The following is a 19,812-nucleotide window of genomic DNA, read 5'->3' as shown; positions in this document are numbered from 1 at the left end:
ACATAGGACGAGATCATCTTTTTGATCTGACGGGTGTTGAGTAGCATCCCCAGCCCGAAGCCATCGACCCCGGCATTGTTGGAAATGGCGGTAATGCCGGTCACGCCTGAGTCGCGCAGGGCGGCGATCAGGTTTTCCGGGATGCCGCACAGGCCAAAGCCCCCGGCCATCACCGTCATCCCGTCAAACGTCAGCCCCTCCAGCGCACTCTTCGCGTCCGCATATAATTTCGACGGCATCGGTCTCTCCCGTTCGCGTATCTGATGAAGGCTAGACCGAAACCCTACCCCCTGTCATGCGTAAATTGCCGCAATGCAGCAGGTTTTAGCGGGTGGTCTGCAAATAGGGTTTTAGCGAGGCGTCGGCATCGGAGATGACGTTATCTTCCACTGCTACAGCCTTATGAATCAATTGCTTGCCCGCCATAAAATCCGCCGGACGATTGACGCTTTCGACGCAGATGACCTGCTGGCTATCGTTCAGGTGAAAGACGCTGAATGCACCCGTCATGGGATCACCGCGCGTGATCAGTTTGACACCGGGGCGCGTCAGGCCCGCGATCTGGAGCTTGTAGTCGTACTGATCGGACCAGAACCACGGCACTTCGGGCGGCGGGGCCTTGAAGCCGGTGATGGCGGCCGCCGCCTGCTTGGCCTGTTCCAGCGCGCTCGGCACGCTTTCCAGCCGATAGCGGCCCTCGTACCACGGTTTGACCTCGCGCGAGGTCACGTCGCCAATGGCAAACACATTCGCGGCCGAGGTACGGGCTTCGGGATCTACGACGATACCATTCGCGCACACGATCCCGGAAGCCTGCGCCAGATCATCGGCGGGCAGGGCGCCTATGCCCACCAGCAGCACATCGAATTCATGCACCGCGCCGTCGGCCATGTGCACGCGGCGCAGATCATCGTCGGCACTGACGCGCACCACTTCGGCCCCGGTGATCAGGTTGACGCCGTTATCGCGGTGGATGCGCGTAAAGGCCTCCGACAGAACGGGCGAGGCGACGCGCGCCAGAATGCGGCTTTCGCGCTCAAGCACCGTCACCGCGCTGCCCAGCTTGCGCGCGGAGGCGGCGACTTCCAGCCCCACATAGCCCGCGCCGATCAGGCCGATGCGCTGCCCGGCCCTCAGGTGTGGCTTGAGCCATTCGGCATCGGCAATGGTGCGCAGCAGATGATAAGGCGTACCCTCGGCACCGGGACAGCCGAAGGGCCGCGCCTTTGAGCCGGTGGCGATGATCAGGTGCTCATAGCCGATGGGATCACCGTCGATGGTGACGGTCTTGCCTGCCGTATCAATGGCTTCGACGCGGCGCTCAAGCCAGACGGCGATATTCGCTTCGTCATAGAAGTCCTGCGTCCGCAGATAGAGGTCGTCGCCCGACGCCTCGCCCTTCAGCCAAGCCTTCGACAGGGGCGGGCGCTGATAGGGCAGGTGCGGTTCGTCCCCGATCAGGGTGATCGGACCTTCGTAGCCGTACTGGCGCAGGAAGGCCGCCGCCGATCCGCCGGCGTGGCCTGCCCCGATGATGACGACGCCCGCGCTCATGTTTTACAGGTCGCCGGGGACGGGCAGGCCGTGCTGCACGCAGGCCGCTTGCAGGGTATTGTTGAGCAGGCAGGCAATGGTCATCGGACCGACGCCCTTGGGCACCGGCGTGATGGCCGTGGCGCGCGGCAGGGCGGCGTCGAAATCGACATCGCCGACGATCTTGCTTTTGCCCTCGACCTCGATGCGGTTGATGCCGACGTCGATCACATAGGCCCCGTCCTTCACCCAGTCGCCCTGAATGAATTTTGGACGCCCGACCGCGGCGACCAGCACATCAGCGGTGCGGCACAGCTCTGGCAGATTGGTTGTGCGCGAATGGGCGATCGTCACGGTGCAGTTTTCATTGAGCAGAAGCTGCGCCATCGGCTTGCCCACGATGTTGGAGCGCCCGACGATCACGGCATTGAGGCCCGACAGATTGCCGTCCCCGTGCGTTTTCAGCGCGTCCTTCAGCAGCATCAACGAGCCCAGCGGCGTGCAGGGGACAATGGCGTCGAGGCCCACCGCCAGACGCCCGGCATTCTGCACATGGAAGCCATCGACATCCTTCAGCGGATCAATGGCGTCGATGACCTTTAGTGACGACATGTGCGCCGGCAGGGGCAGTTGCACCAGTATGCCGTTGACGCCGGAATCGGCATTCAGTTCGCCGATCAGTTTCAGCAGATCGGCCTCGGTCGTGTCCGCCGGCAGGACGATGGTGCGGCTTTCCATGCCAACGGCCTTCGTCGTCTCACCCTTGTTCTTCACATAGATCTGGCTGGCCGGGTCTTCGCCGACGATCACCACCACCAGACAGGGCGTCAGGCCGTGTTCGGCCTTAAGCGTCGCCACTCGCCCGGCGATGCGTTCGCGCAAACCTTTGGCGTAGCCGAAGCCGTCGATAATATTGCCGCGCGCGCTCATGAGGCTCTCCGGAGAAGCTTGGAAATTTCGCGGCTCACTTGGCCTGTTTTGCCGCCGAAATCAAGGTCTCCAGCAGCGGTTTCAGCGTTTGCGACAAAGGCCGGGCGCGTTGCGGGTCGAAACGGGTGGGGTCGTTCATGTCGAGATAGCAGCTTTGCACGATCTCGATTTGCAGGGCGTAGATGTGGTCTTCGGGGCGGCCGTGACCGCGCGTGGTGAAGCCGCCCTTGAAACGCCCGTCGAGCACGCTGGTCCAGTCGGTCGTGCGCTGCATCCAGCCTCGCAGAGCCTTGATCACCACGGGTGGCAGGGTGCGCCCGCTATCGGAGCCGAAGCTGAGATCGGGAAGCGCACCGTCAAACAGCAGCGGGATGGACGGGCGGATCGAATGGGCGTCGATCAGCAGCGCAAACCCGTGGCGCTGGCGCGTCGCCTCCAGCACCTCTTCCAGTCGGGCGTGATAGGGGAACCAGTACTGAAAACGCCGCTGTTCGGTCTCGGCAAGGCTTGGTTCCTGCCCTTCGAGATAGATGGGGTTGCGGTCGAAATCGCTCAACGGGCACAGGCCGGTTTCAAACATCCCCGGATAGAGGGGCGAAGAGTGCGGATCGCGGTTGAGATCGACCACATAGCGCGAATGGGTGGCAAACAGGGTCGTCGCCTCAAGCTCTGCCGCAAAATCGTACAGGCGATGGACGTGGAAGTCCGTCTCCATCACCGATAAACCCACCGGATTGAGCCGGGCCGCGATGTCCGGCGGCAGATATGTCCCGACATGCGGCGCAGCAATAACCAGCGGTCCGCCGCGTTCGGTCAGGGTGAAGAGGTCCGGAGACGAAGGGTCACTCATGATCACAGTTGAGACGACCGGCGACAGACTGTCAACCGCAGCGGTCTTACGAAGGCTTTTTGCCAGTCAAGCTATTGTGAAAGCCCCCCGAACGCCCCTATCTTCTGACGACGATTGCGGAGACGGCACGTGGATACGGGATTACTGCTGAATGTGTTTGTGTTTCTGGCGGCGGCCTGTCTGGTCGTGCCGCTGGCGGCGCGATTCAAGCTGGGGGCGGTGCTGGGCTATCTCATCGCCGGTATCCTGATCGGGCCATCGGGTCTGGGCTTTATCGACCGCGTCACCTCGACCATGCACTTTGCCGAATTCGGCGTGGTGATGATGATGTTCCTTATCGGCCTTGAGCTGGAACCCGCGCTCTTGTGGCGGCTGCGGCGCACCATTGTTGGGATGGGCGGGCTTCAGGTGGTGTTGTGCTCGCTGGCCCTGATGGGAGCGATTCTGGCGCTCGGCAAGTTCGGATTTAATCTGAGTTGGCAGACGGCGCTGGCCATCGGCATGGCGCTGTCCATGTCGTCCACGGCGCTGGTGCTTCAGATGCTGGAAGAAAAACACCTGATGCAGACCCAGGTCGGTGAAACCACCTTCTCCGTCCTGCTGTTTCAGGACATTGCCGTCATCCCCATCCTGATCATCATCCCGCTGCTGGCGGTAGGGGGCGGGCAGGCCCCGGCCGCGCATGGGGCCAGTCTGGTGGAACACCTGCCGGTGTGGGCGCAGGCGCTGGCGGGCCTGTCCACCATCGCCATGGTCATTGCCGGCGGGCAGCTTCTGTCGCGCTACTTCCTGCCGCGTATCGCGCGCACCAATCTGCGCGAAGTGTTTACGGCCACCTCTCTGGCGCTGGTCGTCGGGGTGACGCTGCTGATGCAACTGGTCGGCGTATCCCCGGCGTTGGGCGCGTTTCTGGGTGGCGTCGTTCTGGCCAACTCTCCCTATAAGACGACGATTGAAACCGACATTCAGCCGTTCAAGGGGCTGTTACTCGGCCTGTTTTTCATCTCGGTCGGCATGGGTATGGACGTTGATCGTCTGCTGACCCAGCCGGTGCAGCTTATGCTGGCGGTCGTAGGGCTGATGGCCATTAAGGGCTTGATTCTATACGCTCTGGCGCGGCGGTTCGGCATGGACAATATCGCTGGGTCGGGGCTGGCCCTGTCTCTGGCGCAAGGCGGGGAGTTCGCCTTTGTGCTGTTTCAGTTGTCGGGGCAGTTAGGCCTTCTGACGCCCGATCTGCGCCGCTTCCTGACGCTGGTGGTGGCTATTTCCATCGGCATCACCCCGATCTGCCTTGAGCTGTTTACGCGCTATGTCGTGCCGCGCTTTCTGTCGCTCCTGCCTGAACGCGCGCCAGATGCCATCGAAGAACGCAACAGCGTCATCATCGCCGGGTTCGGTCGCTTCGGTCAGATCATCGGCCGTTTCCTGCGCTCGCAGGGCGTGACAGTGACCATTCTGGAGAACAATCCGGACCAGATCGAGCTTCTGCAACGCTTTGGTATCAATCGGGCCTATTTCGGCGACGCGACGCGACTGGACGTGCTGCGCAGCGCCGGGGCCGATCAGGCGCGGATGCTGATCGTCGCCATTGACGATGCCGAAGGCGCGGTGAAGATCGTGCAACTGGCCAAGGAAAACTTCCCGCACCTCAAGGTGTTCGCCCGCGCCCGCAATCGCCGCCACGCCTATGAGCTGGACCGGGCGGGGGTGGACTACTACCACCGCGAAACGCTGGACTCGTCGATGGCGCTGGCGCGCGAAGCCCTGATCAGCATGGGCGCGCCCAAGGCCCAGGTCGAACGCCGGGCGCAGGCCTTCTTACAACACGACATTGTGACGCTGCGAAAATCCTTTGCCTTTTTTGACTCCGAGCCCGATCTGGTCAACTTCACGCGCCTGAGCCAGAAGGAACTGGAGCGCATCCTAACCGACGACGAGTCCGACAGCGCCGAAGCGACCAAGACGGCTTAGGCTTGTCCGGATTAGGGTGATTTACGGCGAATTGTCCTACAACAGCTCAGTAAAACTTAATAGTTCGCGCAGTGAGGGAGGCATGCTTCTCATGTCGATATCTCGTGTTTTTATCGACGCGTCCTGACGTTGCGCTGGTCGGATCGAGATAACCGGTCAGGTCATTGACCCGGCACTCGATCAGCCATAGTTTCAGCGTTAATAACAACAGGGGGATGAACGATGAAGGTATGGAACCGCGTTTTGGCGTCGATGGCGATGGTATCGGGCGCGATCCTGCTTATGTCGTCGCCCGTCGTCGCGCAAACGCAGCAGCAAGTGGATGCCGAGACAAAGCGCCGGATCATCCACGATAATTTCTATGATGACACTGATCCGCATTGGGCTAAGCTGCCCGCCGATTGGATACCCGCTTTGAGTAAGGTCTACGAAGATTTTGCCAAGACCGGCAATAACCCGGAGTGTTGGCGGGCGCTGACGCGGGGCCAGCAGTCGGAGTCATATGGTGGCAAACACTATACCGACATCATGTTCGTCGATTTCGTACATAAGCAAGAATATTACCCGAACCGGGACGGCACCCTCGGTAAATCACGCGCCGGCTGCGGCAAGCCTTACCATTACTCCGTCACCAAGGGCGGCGAGATTTTCCATAAGTATGTTCAGAAGTAACCCTGTACTGAACCTTGATCATCGTCCGAGGACGGATCGTTTTGTGGAGGGTCAGTAAGTCGATGCCAAACCGATGGTGAACGCACAGAATCTTAACAGGCTGTAAGCCGTTAGCTGCTGATTCTGTTGAGAGATTCTGGCTTACCGGACCATCGAATCGTAACACTCCATCCGCACAATCGTCATGAGACCGTGGGGAGACGATGACGCACGAATGCTGAAAGCCGTTAGGAGACAACGGTTTGAGAGCATTTATGTCGATTGTGGATGAGAAATGGTGGACGCGACAGGGATTGAACCTGTGACCCTTCGCGTGTGAAGCGAATGCTCTCCCGCTGAGCTACGCGTCCATCCAAAGCAGGGAGCGCGCTTATTAGTCGCTGCGCGCCGCCCTGACAAGAGCTTTTATCGCAGGATAGAGGCGATGGCTGTGGGCAGTTCGTCGAAATGGTCGATCAGGGCGGCCGGTGACATCGCCTCCATCGGGGTGTCGCAATAGCCAAAGCTGACCAGCACACAGGGGACGCCCGCGTTTTGCGCCGTCAGATAGTCGGTTTCGGAATCGCCGATCAGCAGCATTTTTTCCAGCGGCAGGCCGAGATCGTCGGCGCAGGCCTTCAGGTGACCGGGATCGGGTTTTTTGACCGGCACGCTATCCGCCCCGCGCACCGAGCCGAAACGCCCGATCAGGCCGAGTTTGGTCAGCAGCAGTTCCGACAGGGCCGTCGGCTTGTTGGTACAGACGGCCAGCTTCGCACCCGCGGCGCTCAGTTGATCCAGAGCGGCCTCAAGCCCCGCGAAGGCGTGGCTTTCCTGATCAATGCGGTCGCGATAGAGGTCGAGAAAGCGCCCGACCATGGGCAGTTCGGCCTCTTCGCTGAGCGGGACATTAGCTGCCGCAAAGCCGCGCTGGATTAATGAGCGCGCCCCGCGCCCGACCAGACTGCGCGCCGCTTCGTAAGGGAAGGGCGGCACGTCGTATTCGGCCAGAATGGCGTTCAGCGTGCCGATAATGTCCGGTGCGGTTTCCACCAGCGTGCCATCGAGATCGAAGGCGATACCGTATCCGCTCAGGTCGGGAAGGGTCGTCATGGGCAAAATCGCTCCGGCGGGTGTTTTTCACGTTCAATTCGCCGGTGCTTTGGTCTAAATCGAGCCAAACGGCAACAGGTGAATCACGACAATGAGCCAAAACCGCAAACGCGCCGCCATCATTCTGGCGGCTGGGCAGGGCACGCGCATGAAATCGCCGCTGCCCAAGGTGCTGCACCGGGTAGCCGGTCGGGCCATGATGGACCTGGCCATCGATGCGGCCGAAGGGCTGAACTGTGAGCGCATCATCGTCGTGGTCGGGGCGCATTCGCCGCAGGTCGGCGACAGCACGCGTCAGCGCCTGGGGGCCGACAGCGTGGTGGTGCAGGACCCGCCGCTGGGGACCGGTCATGCGGTGCTGGCGGCCAGGGCGGCGCTTAGCGATTTCGATGGTCAGGTCGTGGTCTCCTATGCCGATTGCCCGCTGATTGACACGCAGACGCTCAAGACCGTGTTCGATCTGGCCGAGAGCGCCGATCTGGCGGTGCTGGGTTTTGAGGCCGCCGATCCGGGGGCCTATGGCCGTCTGGTCATCGAAGGCGCGGACGACCTTAGCGCCATCGTCGAGGCCAAGGAGGCGACGTCGGAGCAACTGGCTATCCGCGCCTGCAATTCCGGCGTGCTGGCGGCGGATCGCGCCACCCTGTTCGCCCTGCTGGATGAGGTGAATAACGATAATGCCAAGGGCGAATATTACCTGACCGACGTGGTGGGCATTGCCAAAGGACGCGGGCTGAAACCCAAGGTTTGTTTCGTAGCCGAAGAGGACGTCACGGGCGTCAATTCTCAGGTCGAACTGGCGGCGGCCGAAGCCATCTGGCAATCGCGCCGGCGCAAGGCCCTGATGCTGAACGGCGTGACCATGCCCGCGCCGGAGACCGTTTTCCTGTCGTGGGATACGCACATCGCGCCGGGCGTGGTGGTCGAACCCAATGTCGTCTTCGCCGAAGGGGTGAGCGTTGCCTCAGGGGCGGTGATCCGCGCCTTTTCGCACCTCGAGGGGGCCAGCGTCGCCGAAGGGGCGCTGATCGGTCCCTATGCCCGCCTGCGTCCGGGGGCCGATATCGGCAAGGACGTGCACATCGGCAATTTCGTCGAGGTGAAGAACGTCAGGATCGGTGAGGGGGCCAAGGCCAATCACCTCAGCTATCTGGGCGATGGCGAGGTGGGCGCGAAGGCGAATATCGGTGCGGGCACCATCTTCTGTAACTATGATGGCTATTTCAAACATCGCACGGTGATCGGCGAAGGGGCCTTTGTCGGCTCTAACGCCTCGCTGGTCGCGCCGGTGACGGTGGGGGCCGGGGCCATCACCGGGTCGGGTTCGGTGATTACGGAGGATGTGCCCGCTGACGCACTGGCCTTCGAGCGTTCGCGCCAGACCGAAAAGGCCGGATGGGCCAGGGCCTTCCGTGAACGCAAGGCGGCGGAAAAAGCCGCCCAAAAGAAAGGTTAAGTCATGTCCGCCGATACGCAGAAACAGGCCGCCGGGCTGGCCGCCATTGACCATATCGAAAACGGCATGAAGGTCGGGCTTGGGACCGGCTCCACGGCCGCCTGGTTCGTCAAGGCTGTGGCCGACGCCGTGCAGGGCGGGTTGAAGCTGACGCTCGTTTCCACCTCGAACCAGACGACGCATCTGGCGCAGTCTCTGGGGCTGGAGATCAAGGATATCAACGATGTGGGCAAGCTGGATGTCTGCGTCGATGGCGCGGACGAAATCGGGGCCGGGCTGGCCCTGATCAAGGGCGGCGGCGGCGCGCTTTTGCGGGAAAAGCTGATCTGGGAAATGGCCGACCGCTGCATCGTCATCGCCGATGCGGCCAAGCACGTGGGCACGCTGGGGGCCTTTGCCCTGCCGATTGAAGTCGAACCCTTTGCCTATAAGGGCACGATCAACCGCATCTGCGACGTGCTTAGCGAGTTTGACATCGCCAAATTGCCGGTTTTACGGAAAAAAGGCGGTGAGCCCTTTGTGACCGACGGCGGCAATCTTATCTTTGACGTGCCGTGCGGGGCGATCCCTGATCCTTCCGGACTGGCCAGCGCGCTGAAAGCCACCACGGGGGTCGTCGACCACGGCCTGTTCCTCGATCTGGCTGACATTGCGCTGATCGGCACCGATAGCGGCGTCGATATCCTCCATCCGTAAGAAAGCGCGACATGTCCACATTCGACTATGATCTTTTTGTGCTGGGGGCCGGCTCCGGCGGGGTGCGTGCGGCGCGGCTGAGCGCGCAACTGGGCCTCAAGGTCGGCGTGGCCGAAGGCGACAAGCCGGGCGGCACCTGCGTGGTGCGCGGCTGCGTCCCCAAAAAGTTCATGGTCTATGCCTCCGAAGTGCCGGAGCAGGTGGCCTATGCGCGCGGCTTCGGCTGGGAGGCGCAGACGGGCCGCTTTGACTGGACCAAGTTCCGCAATGCCAATCTGGCTGAGGTGTCGCGCCTGTCCGACATCTATGCCGCCAATCTGGTCAAAGCCGGGGCGGACCTGATCCCCGCCTGGGCGAAGTTCACCGGGCCGCATACGGTGCATCTGACGCCGACCAATGGCGACACGCCCTATGAGGTGACCGCCAAAACCATCTTGATCGCCGTCGGGGGGCAGCCCTTCGTTCCGGAAGCGGTCGAAGGGCATGAACTGGCCATCACCTCTAACGACATGTTCCTGCTGGATAAGCTGCCGAAGTCCATCGCCATCGTCGGCGGCGGTTATATTGCCGTCGAATTTGCGGGCGTCATGAACGGCTTTGGCGTCGATACGCACATCCTCTATCGAGGCGATCAGATCCTGCGTGCCTTCGATCAGGAGGTGCGCGAGCACCTGACGCAGGAGATCGGCAAAAAGGGCATCAAGGTCATGTGCCACGCCGACCCCAAAAAACTGGAAAAAACCGATAAGGGCATCAGGATTACCCTGACCGATGACACCGAACTGACGGTCGATAAGGTGCTCTATGCCACCGGCCGCCGCCCGCATACGGACGGGCTGGGCCTGACCGAGGTCGGGGTTGAGTTGGACCGCGATGGCGCGGTGGTAGTCGATGCCTATTCGCGCACCGCGGTTGAGCATATCTTTGCCGTGGGTGACGTCACCAATCGCTGCAACCTGACGCCGGTGGCCATCCGCGAGGCCGTGGCCTTTGTCGAGACGGCGTTCAAAGACAATCCGACGGCCTATGACTACGCCAATATCCCCACGGCGGTCTTTTCGCAGCCGCAGATCGGCACGGTGGGCCTCACCGAACAGGACGCCGTGGCGCGCGGTATCCGCGTCGATATCTATACGGCGCGCTTCAAGCCGATGAAGACGGCCTTTGTGGCGGGCGAAAGCCGCACCCTGATGAAGCTGATCGTCGATCACAAGACCGATATCGTGCTGGGCGCGCACATGGTGGGGCCGGACTCGGCGGAAATCATCCAGATGGCCGGTATCGCCGTGAAGGCGGGCCTGACCAAGGCCCAGTGGGACGCCACCTGCGCCGTACACCCGACGGCCGCGGAAGAGTTCGTCACGCTCAGGGACAAGCGGATGGCGTAAGCTTGGCTCTAGATCATTATGATTTCTGGTGGAAACATAATGATCCAGCTTTTGTTTAGTCCCTCGCCGGGCGGTGGCTTCGCCACCTTGGCCGCCGCCTCAATGGCGGCTTGAGCGGAATGATTCTATTGGAAATCATTCCGCCCTAAGCTTGGGGATAAATATTGCGGCGCAGCAATTTTTGTCTTATTCCTGCACCAATTCGGACCTATGAGCGGGGCGTTCGCGAAAAGATTGTTCACATGACCCCGACCAAAGCTTCAAAGTTGCCGTTGCCCTCCTACACGGGTGTGATCATGGGGATCACGCTCGTCTTTCTGGCGTTCTTTACCTATGCCGGACCGCTGGGCTATGCGCTGACGGCGACCTTTGGCGGGCTGCTGCTACTGGGGTACTGGCGCTATGCAGGTCGTTTTGGCTGGATTGGCGTGGTACTGCTGGTCCTGTTGCTGTGGCTGGTGTTGCGTTCGACCCTGCTTTACGATCTCAATAGCGGGGCTGATTTCAGCCAGTACAAGACCTGGGAAGATCAGGAATGGCTGAAGATCATGCTTCAGCCCCTGTGGTACGGCGCTTTGATTTTGGCAGCCTGGGCTATGAAGCCCAAAACGGCGTCCGGCCTGATGAACGTGATGCTGTACGCCTATATCGGCCTGTGTGGCCTGATCATTGTCGATGCCCTGTCGGGCGCGCGCCTCTATCAGGCCGTGTCGGCAGCGCTCTATAAACCCATTCGCCCCGACCTCGCCATGGTCAAGGTGTCGCTTGCCACCTATGCCTTCGTGCTACTTTACTGGCCCCTCATGCTGGCCGGAGAGCACCGGTTGCGCGTGGTTAAGCTCGTTGCGCTGGCCGCCTGTATTATCGCGCCGCTGGTGACCGGGGGGAGTGCGCCGCTGATGGCCTTGATCATATCCGGAGCCGTGTTCTGGATTGTGCGCCGTTTTCCGGTCATCGCTGGCATAGGTATCTACAAGGTCATGGCCGTATTGGTCGGCTTGAAAATCCTGTTCACCCCCCTGATCATCGACCTTATCCGGCGTCTGGGCTGGGGGGACAATGTGCGTCAGTTTCTACCCGCCTCATGGGATGCGCGCCTCGATATCTGGGAGTATGCGGCGCAGAAGATCCTGCAGAAGCCGTTTCTGGGCTGGGGCTTCGACGCCAGTCGCCATTTCGGCAAATCTATCCCGTTGCATCCGCACAATATGTCGATACAGGTCGGGCTGGAACTGGGGTATATCGGCCTGTTCCTGCTGGCAGCGGTGTGGGTTTTGCTGGTTCTGCGCATCGGGCGCGGGGCCCCGGAAGTGCCGTCCGCAGGCTTTGCTGAGTTACGCGAACTGTCCAAAGCCGAGGCCTCCCTACAAACCGATCCGCGGCCCTATGCGCTGGCGACGCTTTCGGCAGTATTTGTCATTGCGCAGCTCAGCTTCGGCATCTGGCAGGAATGGTGGCTGGCCCTGATGGCGCTCGTAACAGCCATCTATCTGATGGCGCGTACCGCCTCACAAAAGGTCTGAAAAACAGGGTGTAGTTGCGGAATATACTATAAATTACTGTGTTCTCAGCGGTTTTGGCAGATTTCGATGATTGTGGATATTGAGTTTGCTTCGCCCTCCGCTTAAATAGCGGCCATGAACAAGTCCTGGTCTCCCCATAGCTGGCGCGCGCGCCCCGCGCTCCACATTCCTGACGATTACCCCGATGCGGCGGCGTTACGTGCCGCTGAGGCCGAAATCGCCACGCTGCCGCCGCTGGTTTTTGCCGGTGAAGCCCGTCGCCTGACCTCTGCGCTGGGTAAGGTCGCCAATGGCGAAGCCTTCCTGTTGCAGGGCGGCGACTGCGCCGAAAGCTTCAAGGAGTTTTCGGCCGACAATATCCGCGACACCTTCCGCCTGATCCTTCAGATGGCCGTGGTGCTGACCTTTGCCGGCGGCAAGCCGGTGGTCAAGCTGGGCCGCATCGCCGGTCAGTTCGGCAAGCCGCGCTCCTCGCCGGTGGAAACCATCGGCGATGTGACCCTGCCAAGCTATCGCGGCGACAATATCAACGGCATGGAATTCACGCCCGAAGCGCGCATTCCGGACCCGCAGCGTCTGGTCAAGGCCTACCATCAATCGTCCTCGACCCTGAACCTGCTGCGCGCCTTCGCCAATGGCGGCTATGCGGACCTCTACAACATCCACAAGTGGACGCTGGGCTTCGTGTCCGGTTCGCCGCAGGGTGAGCGTTACCGTGAACTGGCCGAAAAGATTTCCGAGACGCTGAATTTCATGTCGGCCATCGGCATCACTTCGGACAAAGCGCAGGAAATCCGTCAGGTCGATTTCTTCACCTCGCACGAAGCGCTGCTGCTCAATTACGAGCAGGCCCTGACGCGCGTCGATTCGACCTCCGGCGACTGGTACGACACCTCGGCCCACTTCCTGTGGATCGGTGAGCGCACCCGTCAGCTCGATGGGGCGCATGTCCACTTCATGCAGGGGATCAAGAACCCCATCGGCGTCAAGTGTGGCCCGACGCTGGAACCCGACGATCTGAAGCGTCTGATCGACGCGCTGAATCCGGAAGGTATTCCGGGCCGCCTGACCCTGATCGGCCGCTTTGGTTCGGACAAGGTGGCTGAGCGCTTGCCGCGTCTGATGAAGGCGTCGCGCGAACACGGCGTGCCGGTGGTGTGGTCGATCGACCCCATGCACGGCAATGTCGTCAAGGCGGCCAATGGCTACAAGACGCGCCCCTTCGACCGCATCCTGTCGGAAGTGCGTTCCTTCATCGACATTGCGGCGTCGGAAAACGTCCATCCGGGTGGCCTGCACCTTGAGATGACCGGTCAGAACGTTACCGAATGTCTGGGCGGCGCGCACGCCCTGAGCGAGGACGAACTGAGCCACCGCTACCACACGCACTGCGATCCGCGCCTCAATGCCGATCAGGCGCTGGAACTGAGCTTCCTCGTGGCCGAGCGTCTGCAAGGCCTGAAAGACAAGGTGACCAAGGCGGCTTGAGCCTGCTCACAGCGCTTGGTTTGGAAAAGGGTCGCTTCGGCGGCCCTTTTTTTGTTTGCAACCCTGCCTTTTAATAACTTGGTTACCATAGCGACAAATAGTCGCAGTCAGACTTTCCCGTTTGTCTGAGGCGTACCATGTCGATTTTTTCTACCCTGCGCGGCCGTATTCTGTCGGCAGCATTTGCGTGTGTCAGCGTGGCGGTACTCGCCATCGCCGGGATCGAATTTTTCAACTTTCGCTCCAATCTCGAAGCGCAGGTGCGCCGCGACCTCGAATGGTCCCTGCGCGTCGCCGCCGATCGCTATGCGCAGGCCAATGGTGCGCAGGTCGGGATCACAGATGGGGTGGTAACCGCGGTCACCGCCGAGAGCGTCACGCCGCCTGAGGATCACACGCTGGTCGATGATACGGGCAAGATCAACAAGGGCTATGTCACGGTATTCGGCGTCGATGCGGAAAAGCCCGGCGACTTTGTCCGCCTGAGCACCAATGTCATCAAGCCGGACGGCAACCGCGCCGTCGGCACCAATCTGGGTAAGGACAGTGCCGCTTGGCCATCGATCAGCCGTGGAGAACCCTATTTTGGCAAGGCCGCCATTCTGGGTGAGGATTACCAGACCGCCTATGCCCCTATCCGCAACGGTGCGGGTGAGGTGATCGGCATTCTGTTCGTTGGTGTGTCCAAGGTGGCGGATATTACCAAGGCCCTGTGGGCGCAGGCGTTTCTGCTGCTGGGGTTTGCGGTCGGGACGCTGCTGGCGACCATTGCGGTGCTTTATCCGCTGCTGGGCCGCGAACTGGGCAAGATTCAGAGGATTGCCTCGGCGGCCCGCGACGTGGCGCAGGGGCAACTGGATCGTGATATTCCGCACGCTGCGGGGCAGGACGAGATTGCCCTGATCGCCCGTGCCGTTACGGACCTGCGCGAGGCCGCCCGCGAACGCGAGGCCATGCGCCGCCAGCAGGCTGAGGAAACCGCGGCCGCTCTGGCGCGCCGTGATGCCGGTCAGCAGGACGTCGAGCGCTTTCTGGAACAGGTGCGCGGCCTGTTTGGCACGCTAAAGAGCGATATAGGTACCTTCACCGACCTTAGCCACACCCTGCGCGACATAGGTGGCCAGACCGAGCGCGCCACGGCACAGGCGGCGCAGACGAGTGCGCAGGCCTCTGGCTCTGTCGCGGATATGGCCGAAGCCACAACGCAACTGGCGGCGACCATCGAAGAGGTCACGGCGTCGGTGCAAAGTGCCTCGGACGTCATCCGCAAGGCCGGACAGGAGGGCGAACTCGCCTCGCAAAAGGTGGGACAACTGGTCGAAGCGGCTGGCCGCATCGGCGATGTTGTCAATCTCATTCAGGCTATTGCGCAACAGACCAATCTGCTGGCGCTGAATGCCACGATCGAAGCGGCCAGAGCCGGAGATGCGGGCAAGGGCTTTGCCGTCGTCGCCACCGAGGTCAAGTCGCTGGCCAATCAGACGGCCAAGGCCACCGAAGATATTGTCAGCCAGATCAGCGCCATCCAGACGGCGACTCAGGAAACGGTTGAGGCCATCCGCACGATCACGGGCGTCCTGACCGAGGTCGAGAACTTGTCGGCGGGCATCCACGGTGCGGTTTATGAACAGAGTACGGCGGCGGCGGCCATCTCCAACGGCGCCTGCACGGCGGCGCGTAATGCCGACACCACGCAACAGGCTGTGCGGGACGCGGCCGCTCAGGTGGCCCATTCGCGCGAAGCCAATCAGCGTCTGGATGATACGGCCCGGCGTGTGACCGATGCCCTGCAAAGCCTGTCTGCAGCAGTAGAGACCTTTGTCGGTCGCCGCGCCGCGTAGCGCTGACCACCGTCATTACCTGTCAGCAGAGCCGTGATCACGGCGTTGATGCGGTAAGCGAAACCGGCTACAGGCGGGGGCATGACCAGAGCTCTTTATACCGCCGCCTTCAAGGAACTGTTTCATCTGTCGTGGCCGGTGGTGGGGTCGCGTCTCGGCTTCATGCTGATGGGGCTGATGGACACGCTGATCGTCGGGCACTACAGCGCGGCCGAACTGGGCTATCATTCGCTGGCCTGGGCCCCGACCTCGATCTTCCTCGTCACCTCGATTGGCCTGCTGGTCGGGATTCAGGTCAAGACGGCGCATTTTATCGGGGCCGATGAGCCGCACCGCATCGGGCCGGTGTTTCAGCGCGGCATGGTCTATGCCATCATCCTTGGTCTTTTTGCGGCAGTGGTACTGTTCCTCGCCGGGCCGGGTCTGCTGCATCTGGCCGTCAAGCCAGACATGGCCGATGGTGCATCCGGCCCTCTGCTGGTCTTCGCCCTCTCCATGCCGTTTTACATGATCGCCGTGGCGGGCTCGGAATTTCTCGAGGGGCTGGGGCGGACCCGTCCGGGCCTCGTCTTCACCTGGGCGGGCAATGTCATCAATGGCGTGCTGTTGCTGTTGCTGGTGCCGGGCGTCGTGACCCTTCCCGGCATCGACAGCGACGGGGCGATGGGCGCGGCGCTTTCGACCCTGATCGCGCGCGCCTGCGTTATGGTGGCGCTGATCGTCTATGTCCTGACCCTTCCGGGCATTGCGCAATATGGCCTGTTGAAGCGACACATACCTGACCCGCAGGGCGGGCGCGAACAGCGTCAGATTGGATATGCGGCCGGGGCTTCCTATTTCATCGAGGTGGCGGCCTTTGCCGGCATGACCCTGTTTGCCGGGCGCATTTCCGAAGAGGCGGTCGCTGTGTGGGCCATTGTGCTCAACTTTGCCTCCATCGTCTTCATGGTGCCGATGGGACTGGCCATCGGCTGTTCGGTGCTGGTCGGGCGCGCCTATGGGGCCGGGGATATGCCGGGGCTGGCGCGCATGGGACGGGTCAGCTTTTCGGCGGCGGCGGCCTTTATGATGGGCGTCTGTCTGGTGGTGCTGATCGGGTCGCAGTGGATCGCGTCGGGCTATACGTCGGACGACGCCCTGCGCGGCGGGGTGCAGGCGGCGCTTTTGCTGTCCTGCCTGTTTTTTGTGCCCGATGGCGTGCAGGTGGTGACGGCGCAGGCCCTGCGCGCGCGTCAGGACGTCGTAGTGGCACCGGTACTGCACTATATCGCCTACGGGCTGGTCATGTTGCCGGTGGGCTATTGGCTGGCGCTGCACGTCGGGCAGGGGGTGCCGGGCCTGATCTATGCGGCGGCTTTGGCCAGTTGGGTGTCGGCCATCCTGCTTCAGGCGCGCTTTATGTGGCTGGACAAGAAGGCCCTGACCGCTATGCGCGCGGTCCCCACAGAATAAGCCCGGCCCCGATCAGGCAAACCAGCAAGCCCGACCCGTCCCACAGGTCGGGTTTTTGCTTTTCGATCAGCCACATCCACCCGAACGAGGCGGCGATGTAGATGGCGCCATAGGCAGCGTAGGTGCGCCCGGCGGCCCCGTTGTCGGGCAGGGTCAGCAGCGACGCGAAGGCCATCAGGCACATCAGGCCCGGCACCAGCCACAGCGGCGACTTGTGCAGACGCAGCACCGCATAGAGGCTGAAACAGCCACCGATTTCGCACAGGGCCGCGAGGGCATAGATGAGCAGGGGTTTCATGCCCTGAGCCTGCCCGATCAGACCCCCAAAATCCACCCTTCTTCGCCCAGTGCGATGGCGGCTTCGTCGGCGTTGAGGTGGGCCGGGGCGGCGAATTTGGCGGCCAGCGCGTCCTTGTCGTCCAGTTCAGCCAGAGCCGTGGCCGTTAGGCGCACCTGCGTCGCGTCCTTGACTTCGCCGGGTTCCGCGACGCCGGGATAGAGGGACGGATAGATTTCGGCCAGCACGGTGTTCACGCCGTCCAGCGTTTCTTCGTTTAACGCGCCAAAGCCAGTATCAAACGGCCAGATGACCGCCTTGCCGTCAAGGGCCGTCTTTACGGCGCGCACCGCCGGAATCCCCAGCAGGGTCTGACCGCCGACCACGCCCGCGCCGTGCATCTGCCACACGCTCTTGGCCTGTGACGATTTGCCGAGCTTGCGCGCCGCCTCTTCGGTCAGGCGAAACTCCGGGAAGTCGCCGTAAGAGGCGGGTTTCAGCGTCGAAAGCCACTTCTGCGCCGCGCTCTTGGGGCAGCCCCAGAAGGGATAGGTCTCATCGGTCATCAGCCGGTTCATCTTGGCGGCGACCGCAAAGCGGTTATTGGTGTTGTCGGGTTTATCGACGACGTTCTTGACGAGGAAGTCCCACATCTGGGCCCAGCCCTCGAGGCCGAGCTTGGCCGCCGTGCCGCGCGGGAAGCCGAAATTAAAATCGAATCCTACGAAAACCCGGTCGCCGCGCTTGTGCAGATCGGCGAGGAGGGTTTTCAGAAGCGCAACGGCTTCGGCGCGCGTAGCCGGATTATGCCCTTCGTAGGACAGGCGAAAGCGCACATCGCGCTTCATCACCCCGATCCATACCGAAGACTCGCCGGTCTTCTTGCCCTCGGCGGCGCTCCAGTCAACGATCACATAGGCTCCGAAAAGACGCGCCATAGGGCTACTCCGATACGGGGACAAATACGGGGGCAAACAATCGGGCGCTTTTAGCCCAAGGTGGCGGCGTGGCCAAACCCTAAACTGTGCATTGTCGGCGCGAATACCGCTTTTATGGTTACACAAGGGGGGAAATCCTGTGTACAACGGGCGCAGTTCAATGCTTACAAGGGTGTGAGGCTCATGACCGTCCTACGCGCAGGGGTCGCCGGTGCCGGCGTTTTCGGGGGGTATCACGCCAACAAGTACAAGGAGGCCGAAGCGGCCGGCCGTGTTCGCTTTGTGGGTATCTACGATCTCGATAAATCTCGCGCCGAGGCCGCGGCTGAAAAGCTGGGCGTCAAGGCTTTTGGCGGCGATGAGTTCGAGGCGTTTCTGGCCGAACTGGATGTCATTACCGTGGCCGTCCCGGCCTTTGCCCACGCTCAGGTCGCGCTGAAGGCACTGGCGGCGGGGGTGCACACCTATGTCGAAAAGCCGCTGGCTATCACGGTCGAAGACGGTGACGCCATGGTTGCTTTGGCCGCCGAAAAGGGCGTGGTGCTGGCCTGCGGTCATCAGGAGCGTGCTGTGTTTGAGGCCATGGGGCTTTACGCGGTGCCGGAACGTCCGCTGCGCATGGAAGCCGTGCGCAATGGCACGGTTTCGACGCGCAATCTCGACGTGTCGGTGGTGCTTGATCTGATGATCCACGACCTCGATCTGGGGCTGACCCTGGCCGCCGGAGAGGCCGGCGGTGTCGAGGTATCGGCGCGCTTTCGTGAAGAGGCCGGATACACGGCCGTGGGCGCCGATGAGGTCTCGGCCGAGGTCAAGTTCGACGACGGCTTTGTGGCGACTTTTGCGGCGTCGCGCATGGCCGAGGCGCGCGAACGCACCATGCGGCTGGTCTATCCGTCGGGGGAAGTGTTCATCGACCTGCTGAACCGCAAGTTTGAAAACGGCACGCCGTTCGATCTCAATCCCGACTTTGCGCAGGCCGATATTGCGCGTGACCCGCTGGGGACCAGCGTGTTTCGTTTCCTCGATACGGTAGCGGGACAGCGCGATAAGCCTCTGGCGACCGGCGAAGAGGCGCTGAAAGCCCTGTGTCTGGCGCTGGCGATTGATGACGCCGTGTCGGGTAAGGACGAGGCTTAGGACTCATATCATGAACGTCTTTGTGGGGATGTTTCGCGCGAAGCGCCTGATGCCATAAATACGCCCGCACATCGAATGTACTTTGGGCACGAACAGAGTTGCCGCTCGGCATTCGTGTTTTTCGTGCCGTTCGTGGCTAAATCTTACCGGCTTTTGAAAATCACGGCAAAGGCCAGCACGGCATAACCCGCACCCATCAGCACATATTTGTACTGGGTCATGAAATCGACGCCTTCGCCCTCGAACGGGCGGAAATAGCCGATCAGACTGGCGAACACGAGGCTCACCGAGATCAGAAACAGCAAGATTGTCGTTGCCGTCAGTTTCATGAAATACCCGCGCGTTTACCCCGGTTCCGCATCCTATCCGCAGTTATTCAAACATTTGTGATGAGATCAATGGGGCGTTAAGGATTTTTTTGCGGCGTTGCACCGAAGTCGGGAAGTCGCCCGTCAACATTCGCGCACAGGGTGAAAAATAAAGAGTTTGCCGTGAAAAACCTCAAAGCGCCGGCCGCAGGAACAGCAGTTCGTGCAGCACCACCAGACAGGTAAAGACCGAG

General features: G+C 61.5%; 18 protein-coding genes and 1 tRNA gene. 10 read left to right on the top strand and 9 right to left on the bottom strand.

Annotated features, from left to right (window positions below):
* The 4 genes from LDL37_RS12365 to LDL37_RS12350 all read right to left on the bottom strand — a co-directional run.
* Positions 1-239, bottom strand: a 239-nt coding sequence (locus LDL37_RS12365) for a CoA-transferase (RefSeq protein ID WP_290798741.1), incomplete at its 3' end; no start/stop codon positions are given.
* A gap of 85 nt (positions 240-324) precedes the next feature.
* A complete protein-coding gene (locus tag LDL37_RS12360) occupies positions 325-1,554 on the bottom strand; it encodes an FAD-dependent oxidoreductase (protein ID WP_290798738.1) in 1,230 nt (409 codons plus the stop codon).
* A 3-nt stretch (positions 1,555-1,557) separates the two neighbouring features.
* On the bottom strand, positions 1,558-2,463 hold the full coding sequence (gene folD / locus LDL37_RS12355; protein WP_290798735.1) for a bifunctional methylenetetrahydrofolate dehydrogenase/methenyltetrahydrofolate cyclohydrolase FolD: 906 nt from the start codon (positions 2,461-2,463) through the stop codon (positions 1,558-1,560).
* 34 nt (positions 2,464-2,497) lie between these two features.
* Positions 2,498-3,313 carry an N-formylglutamate amidohydrolase gene (locus LDL37_RS12350; RefSeq protein WP_290798732.1) on the bottom strand — a complete coding sequence of 272 codons (816 nt, stop codon included), beginning with the start codon at positions 3,311-3,313 and terminating at the stop codon, positions 2,498-2,500.
* Positions 3,314-3,442: 129 nt separating this feature from the next.
* Here LDL37_RS12350 and LDL37_RS12345 point away from each other — a divergent pair, with 129 nt between their 5' ends.
* Together LDL37_RS12345 and LDL37_RS12340 are read left to right on the top strand one after the other, a co-directional pair.
* On the top strand, positions 3,443-5,287 hold the full coding sequence (locus LDL37_RS12345; RefSeq protein WP_290798729.1) for a monovalent cation:proton antiporter-2 (CPA2) family protein: 1,845 nt from the start codon (positions 3,443-3,445) through the stop codon (positions 5,285-5,287).
* A gap of 222 nt (positions 5,288-5,509) precedes the next feature.
* Entirely contained in the window at positions 5,510-5,959 is a 450-nt protein-coding gene (locus LDL37_RS12340) for a hypothetical protein (RefSeq protein ID WP_126420685.1), read from the top strand.
* A 275-nt stretch (positions 5,960-6,234) separates the two neighbouring features.
* Here LDL37_RS12340 and LDL37_RS12335 read toward each other — a convergent pair.
* Together LDL37_RS12335 and LDL37_RS12330 are read right to left on the bottom strand one after the other, a co-directional pair.
* Positions 6,235-6,309: transfer RNA gene (locus tag LDL37_RS12335), tRNA-Val, on the bottom strand.
* A gap of 55 nt (positions 6,310-6,364) precedes the next feature.
* On the bottom strand, positions 6,365-7,051 hold the full coding sequence (locus LDL37_RS12330) for an HAD-IA family hydrolase (RefSeq protein WP_290798724.1): 687 nt from the start codon (positions 7,049-7,051) through the stop codon (positions 6,365-6,367).
* A gap of 91 nt (positions 7,052-7,142) precedes the next feature.
* On the opposite strand from LDL37_RS12330, the gene glmU reads away from it, so the two are divergent.
* The 7 genes from glmU to LDL37_RS12295 all read left to right on the top strand — a co-directional run bounded on the left by glmU (position 7,143) and on the right by LDL37_RS12295 (position 16,895).
* Complete coding sequence (glmU, locus tag LDL37_RS12325) at positions 7,143-8,507, top strand: bifunctional UDP-N-acetylglucosamine diphosphorylase/glucosamine-1-phosphate N-acetyltransferase GlmU (RefSeq protein ID WP_290798721.1); 1,365 nt, start codon at positions 7,143-7,145, stop codon at positions 8,505-8,507.
* 3 nt (positions 8,508-8,510) lie between these two features.
* Complete coding sequence (gene rpiA, locus LDL37_RS12320) at positions 8,511-9,203, top strand: ribose-5-phosphate isomerase RpiA (RefSeq protein ID WP_290798718.1); 693 nt, start codon at positions 8,511-8,513, stop codon at positions 9,201-9,203.
* A gap of 11 nt (positions 9,204-9,214) precedes the next feature.
* Positions 9,215-10,591 carry a glutathione-disulfide reductase gene (gene gor / locus LDL37_RS12315; RefSeq protein ID WP_290798715.1) on the top strand — a complete coding sequence of 459 codons (1,377 nt, stop codon included), beginning with the start codon at positions 9,215-9,217 and terminating at the stop codon, positions 10,589-10,591.
* Between the two features lie 242 nt (positions 10,592-10,833).
* On the top strand, positions 10,834-12,114 hold the full coding sequence (locus LDL37_RS12310; RefSeq protein ID WP_290798712.1) for an O-antigen ligase family protein: 1,281 nt from the start codon (positions 10,834-10,836) through the stop codon (positions 12,112-12,114).
* Positions 12,115-12,228: 114 nt separating this feature from the next.
* Positions 12,229-13,602 carry a class II 3-deoxy-7-phosphoheptulonate synthase gene (locus LDL37_RS12305; protein WP_290798709.1) on the top strand — a complete coding sequence of 458 codons (1,374 nt, stop codon included), beginning with the start codon at positions 12,229-12,231 and terminating at the stop codon, positions 13,600-13,602.
* Positions 13,603-13,739: 137 nt separating this feature from the next.
* Positions 13,740-15,443: a Cache 3/Cache 2 fusion domain-containing protein gene (locus LDL37_RS12300; protein WP_290798706.1), complete on the top strand. Its 1,704-nt coding sequence runs from the start codon at positions 13,740-13,742 to the stop codon at positions 15,441-15,443.
* An 81-nt stretch (positions 15,444-15,524) separates the two neighbouring features.
* Positions 15,525-16,895 (top strand): MATE family efflux transporter, encoded by a 1,371-nt coding sequence (locus LDL37_RS12295; RefSeq protein ID WP_290798703.1) that lies wholly within the window; start codon positions 15,525-15,527, stop codon positions 16,893-16,895.
* Here LDL37_RS12295 and LDL37_RS12290 read toward each other — a convergent pair.
* Both LDL37_RS12290 and LDL37_RS12285 read right to left on the bottom strand, forming a co-directional pair.
* Positions 16,870-17,193: a YnfA family protein gene (locus tag LDL37_RS12290; RefSeq protein WP_290798700.1), complete on the bottom strand. Its 324-nt coding sequence runs from the start codon at positions 17,191-17,193 to the stop codon at positions 16,870-16,872. The two genes, LDL37_RS12295 and LDL37_RS12290, sit on opposite strands and share 26 nt — an antisense overlap.
* Positions 17,194-17,210: 17 nt before the next feature.
* Positions 17,211-18,110 (bottom strand): cobalamin biosynthesis protein CbiG, encoded by a 900-nt coding sequence (locus tag LDL37_RS12285; RefSeq protein WP_290798697.1) that lies wholly within the window; start codon positions 18,108-18,110, stop codon positions 17,211-17,213.
* Positions 18,111-18,293: 183 nt separating this feature from the next.
* Here LDL37_RS12285 and LDL37_RS12280 point away from each other — a divergent pair, with 183 nt between their 5' ends.
* Positions 18,294-19,250: a Gfo/Idh/MocA family oxidoreductase gene (locus LDL37_RS12280; RefSeq protein WP_290798694.1), complete on the top strand. Its 957-nt coding sequence runs from the start codon at positions 18,294-18,296 to the stop codon at positions 19,248-19,250.
* A gap of 143 nt (positions 19,251-19,393) precedes the next feature.
* Here the strand turns inward: LDL37_RS12280 and LDL37_RS12275 are convergent, their stop codons facing one another.
* Complete coding sequence (locus LDL37_RS12275; protein WP_290798691.1) at positions 19,394-19,579, bottom strand: hypothetical protein; 186 nt, start codon at positions 19,577-19,579, stop codon at positions 19,394-19,396.
* Positions 19,580-19,812 lie beyond the last annotated feature (233 nt).

It is taken from the genome of Asticcacaulis sp., from assembly GCF_020217185.1.
In the GTDB taxonomy this organism is placed as follows: Bacteria; Pseudomonadota; Alphaproteobacteria; order Caulobacterales; family Caulobacteraceae; genus Asticcacaulis.
This window is presented reverse-complemented; position numbering and strand designations above follow the sequence as displayed.

What these genes read in the sequence shown, in the direction of transcription:
- LDL37_RS12360 (WP_290798738.1), bottom strand. Translation starts at nt 1,554, where the DNA reads ATGAGCGCGGGCGTCGTCATCATCGGGGCAGGCCACGCCGGCGGATCG.
- folD (WP_290798735.1), bottom strand. Translation starts at nt 2,463, where the DNA reads ATGAGCGCGCGCGGCAATATTATCGACGGCTTCGGCTACGCCAAAGGT.
- LDL37_RS12350 (WP_290798732.1), bottom strand. Translation starts at nt 3,313, where the DNA reads ATGAGTGACCCTTCGTCTCCGGACCTCTTCACCCTGACCGAACGCGGC.
- LDL37_RS12340 (WP_126420685.1), top strand. Translation starts at nt 5,510, where the DNA reads ATGAAGGTATGGAACCGCGTTTTGGCGTCGATGGCGATGGTATCGGGC.
- LDL37_RS12330 (WP_290798724.1), bottom strand. Translation starts at nt 7,051, where the DNA reads ATGACGACCCTTCCCGACCTGAGCGGATACGGTATCGCCTTCGATCTC.
- glmU (WP_290798721.1), top strand. Translation starts at nt 7,143, where the DNA reads ATGAGCCAAAACCGCAAACGCGCCGCCATCATTCTGGCGGCTGGGCAG.
- rpiA (WP_290798718.1), top strand. Translation starts at nt 8,511, where the DNA reads ATGTCCGCCGATACGCAGAAACAGGCCGCCGGGCTGGCCGCCATTGAC.
- gor (WP_290798715.1), top strand. Translation starts at nt 9,215, where the DNA reads ATGTCCACATTCGACTATGATCTTTTTGTGCTGGGGGCCGGCTCCGGC.
- LDL37_RS12310 (WP_290798712.1), top strand. Translation starts at nt 10,834, where the DNA reads ATGACCCCGACCAAAGCTTCAAAGTTGCCGTTGCCCTCCTACACGGGT.
- LDL37_RS12305 (WP_290798709.1), top strand. Translation starts at nt 12,229, where the DNA reads ATGAACAAGTCCTGGTCTCCCCATAGCTGGCGCGCGCGCCCCGCGCTC.
- LDL37_RS12300 (WP_290798706.1), top strand. Translation starts at nt 13,740, where the DNA reads ATGTCGATTTTTTCTACCCTGCGCGGCCGTATTCTGTCGGCAGCATTT.
- LDL37_RS12295 (WP_290798703.1), top strand. Translation starts at nt 15,525, where the DNA reads ATGACCAGAGCTCTTTATACCGCCGCCTTCAAGGAACTGTTTCATCTG.
- LDL37_RS12290 (WP_290798700.1), bottom strand. Translation starts at nt 17,193, where the DNA reads ATGAAACCCCTGCTCATCTATGCCCTCGCGGCCCTGTGCGAAATCGGT.
- LDL37_RS12285 (WP_290798697.1), bottom strand. Translation starts at nt 18,110, where the DNA reads ATGGCGCGTCTTTTCGGAGCCTATGTGATCGTTGACTGGAGCGCCGCC.
- LDL37_RS12280 (WP_290798694.1), top strand. Translation starts at nt 18,294, where the DNA reads ATGACCGTCCTACGCGCAGGGGTCGCCGGTGCCGGCGTTTTCGGGGGG.
- LDL37_RS12275 (WP_290798691.1), bottom strand. Translation starts at nt 19,579, where the DNA reads ATGAAACTGACGGCAACGACAATCTTGCTGTTTCTGATCTCGGTGAGC.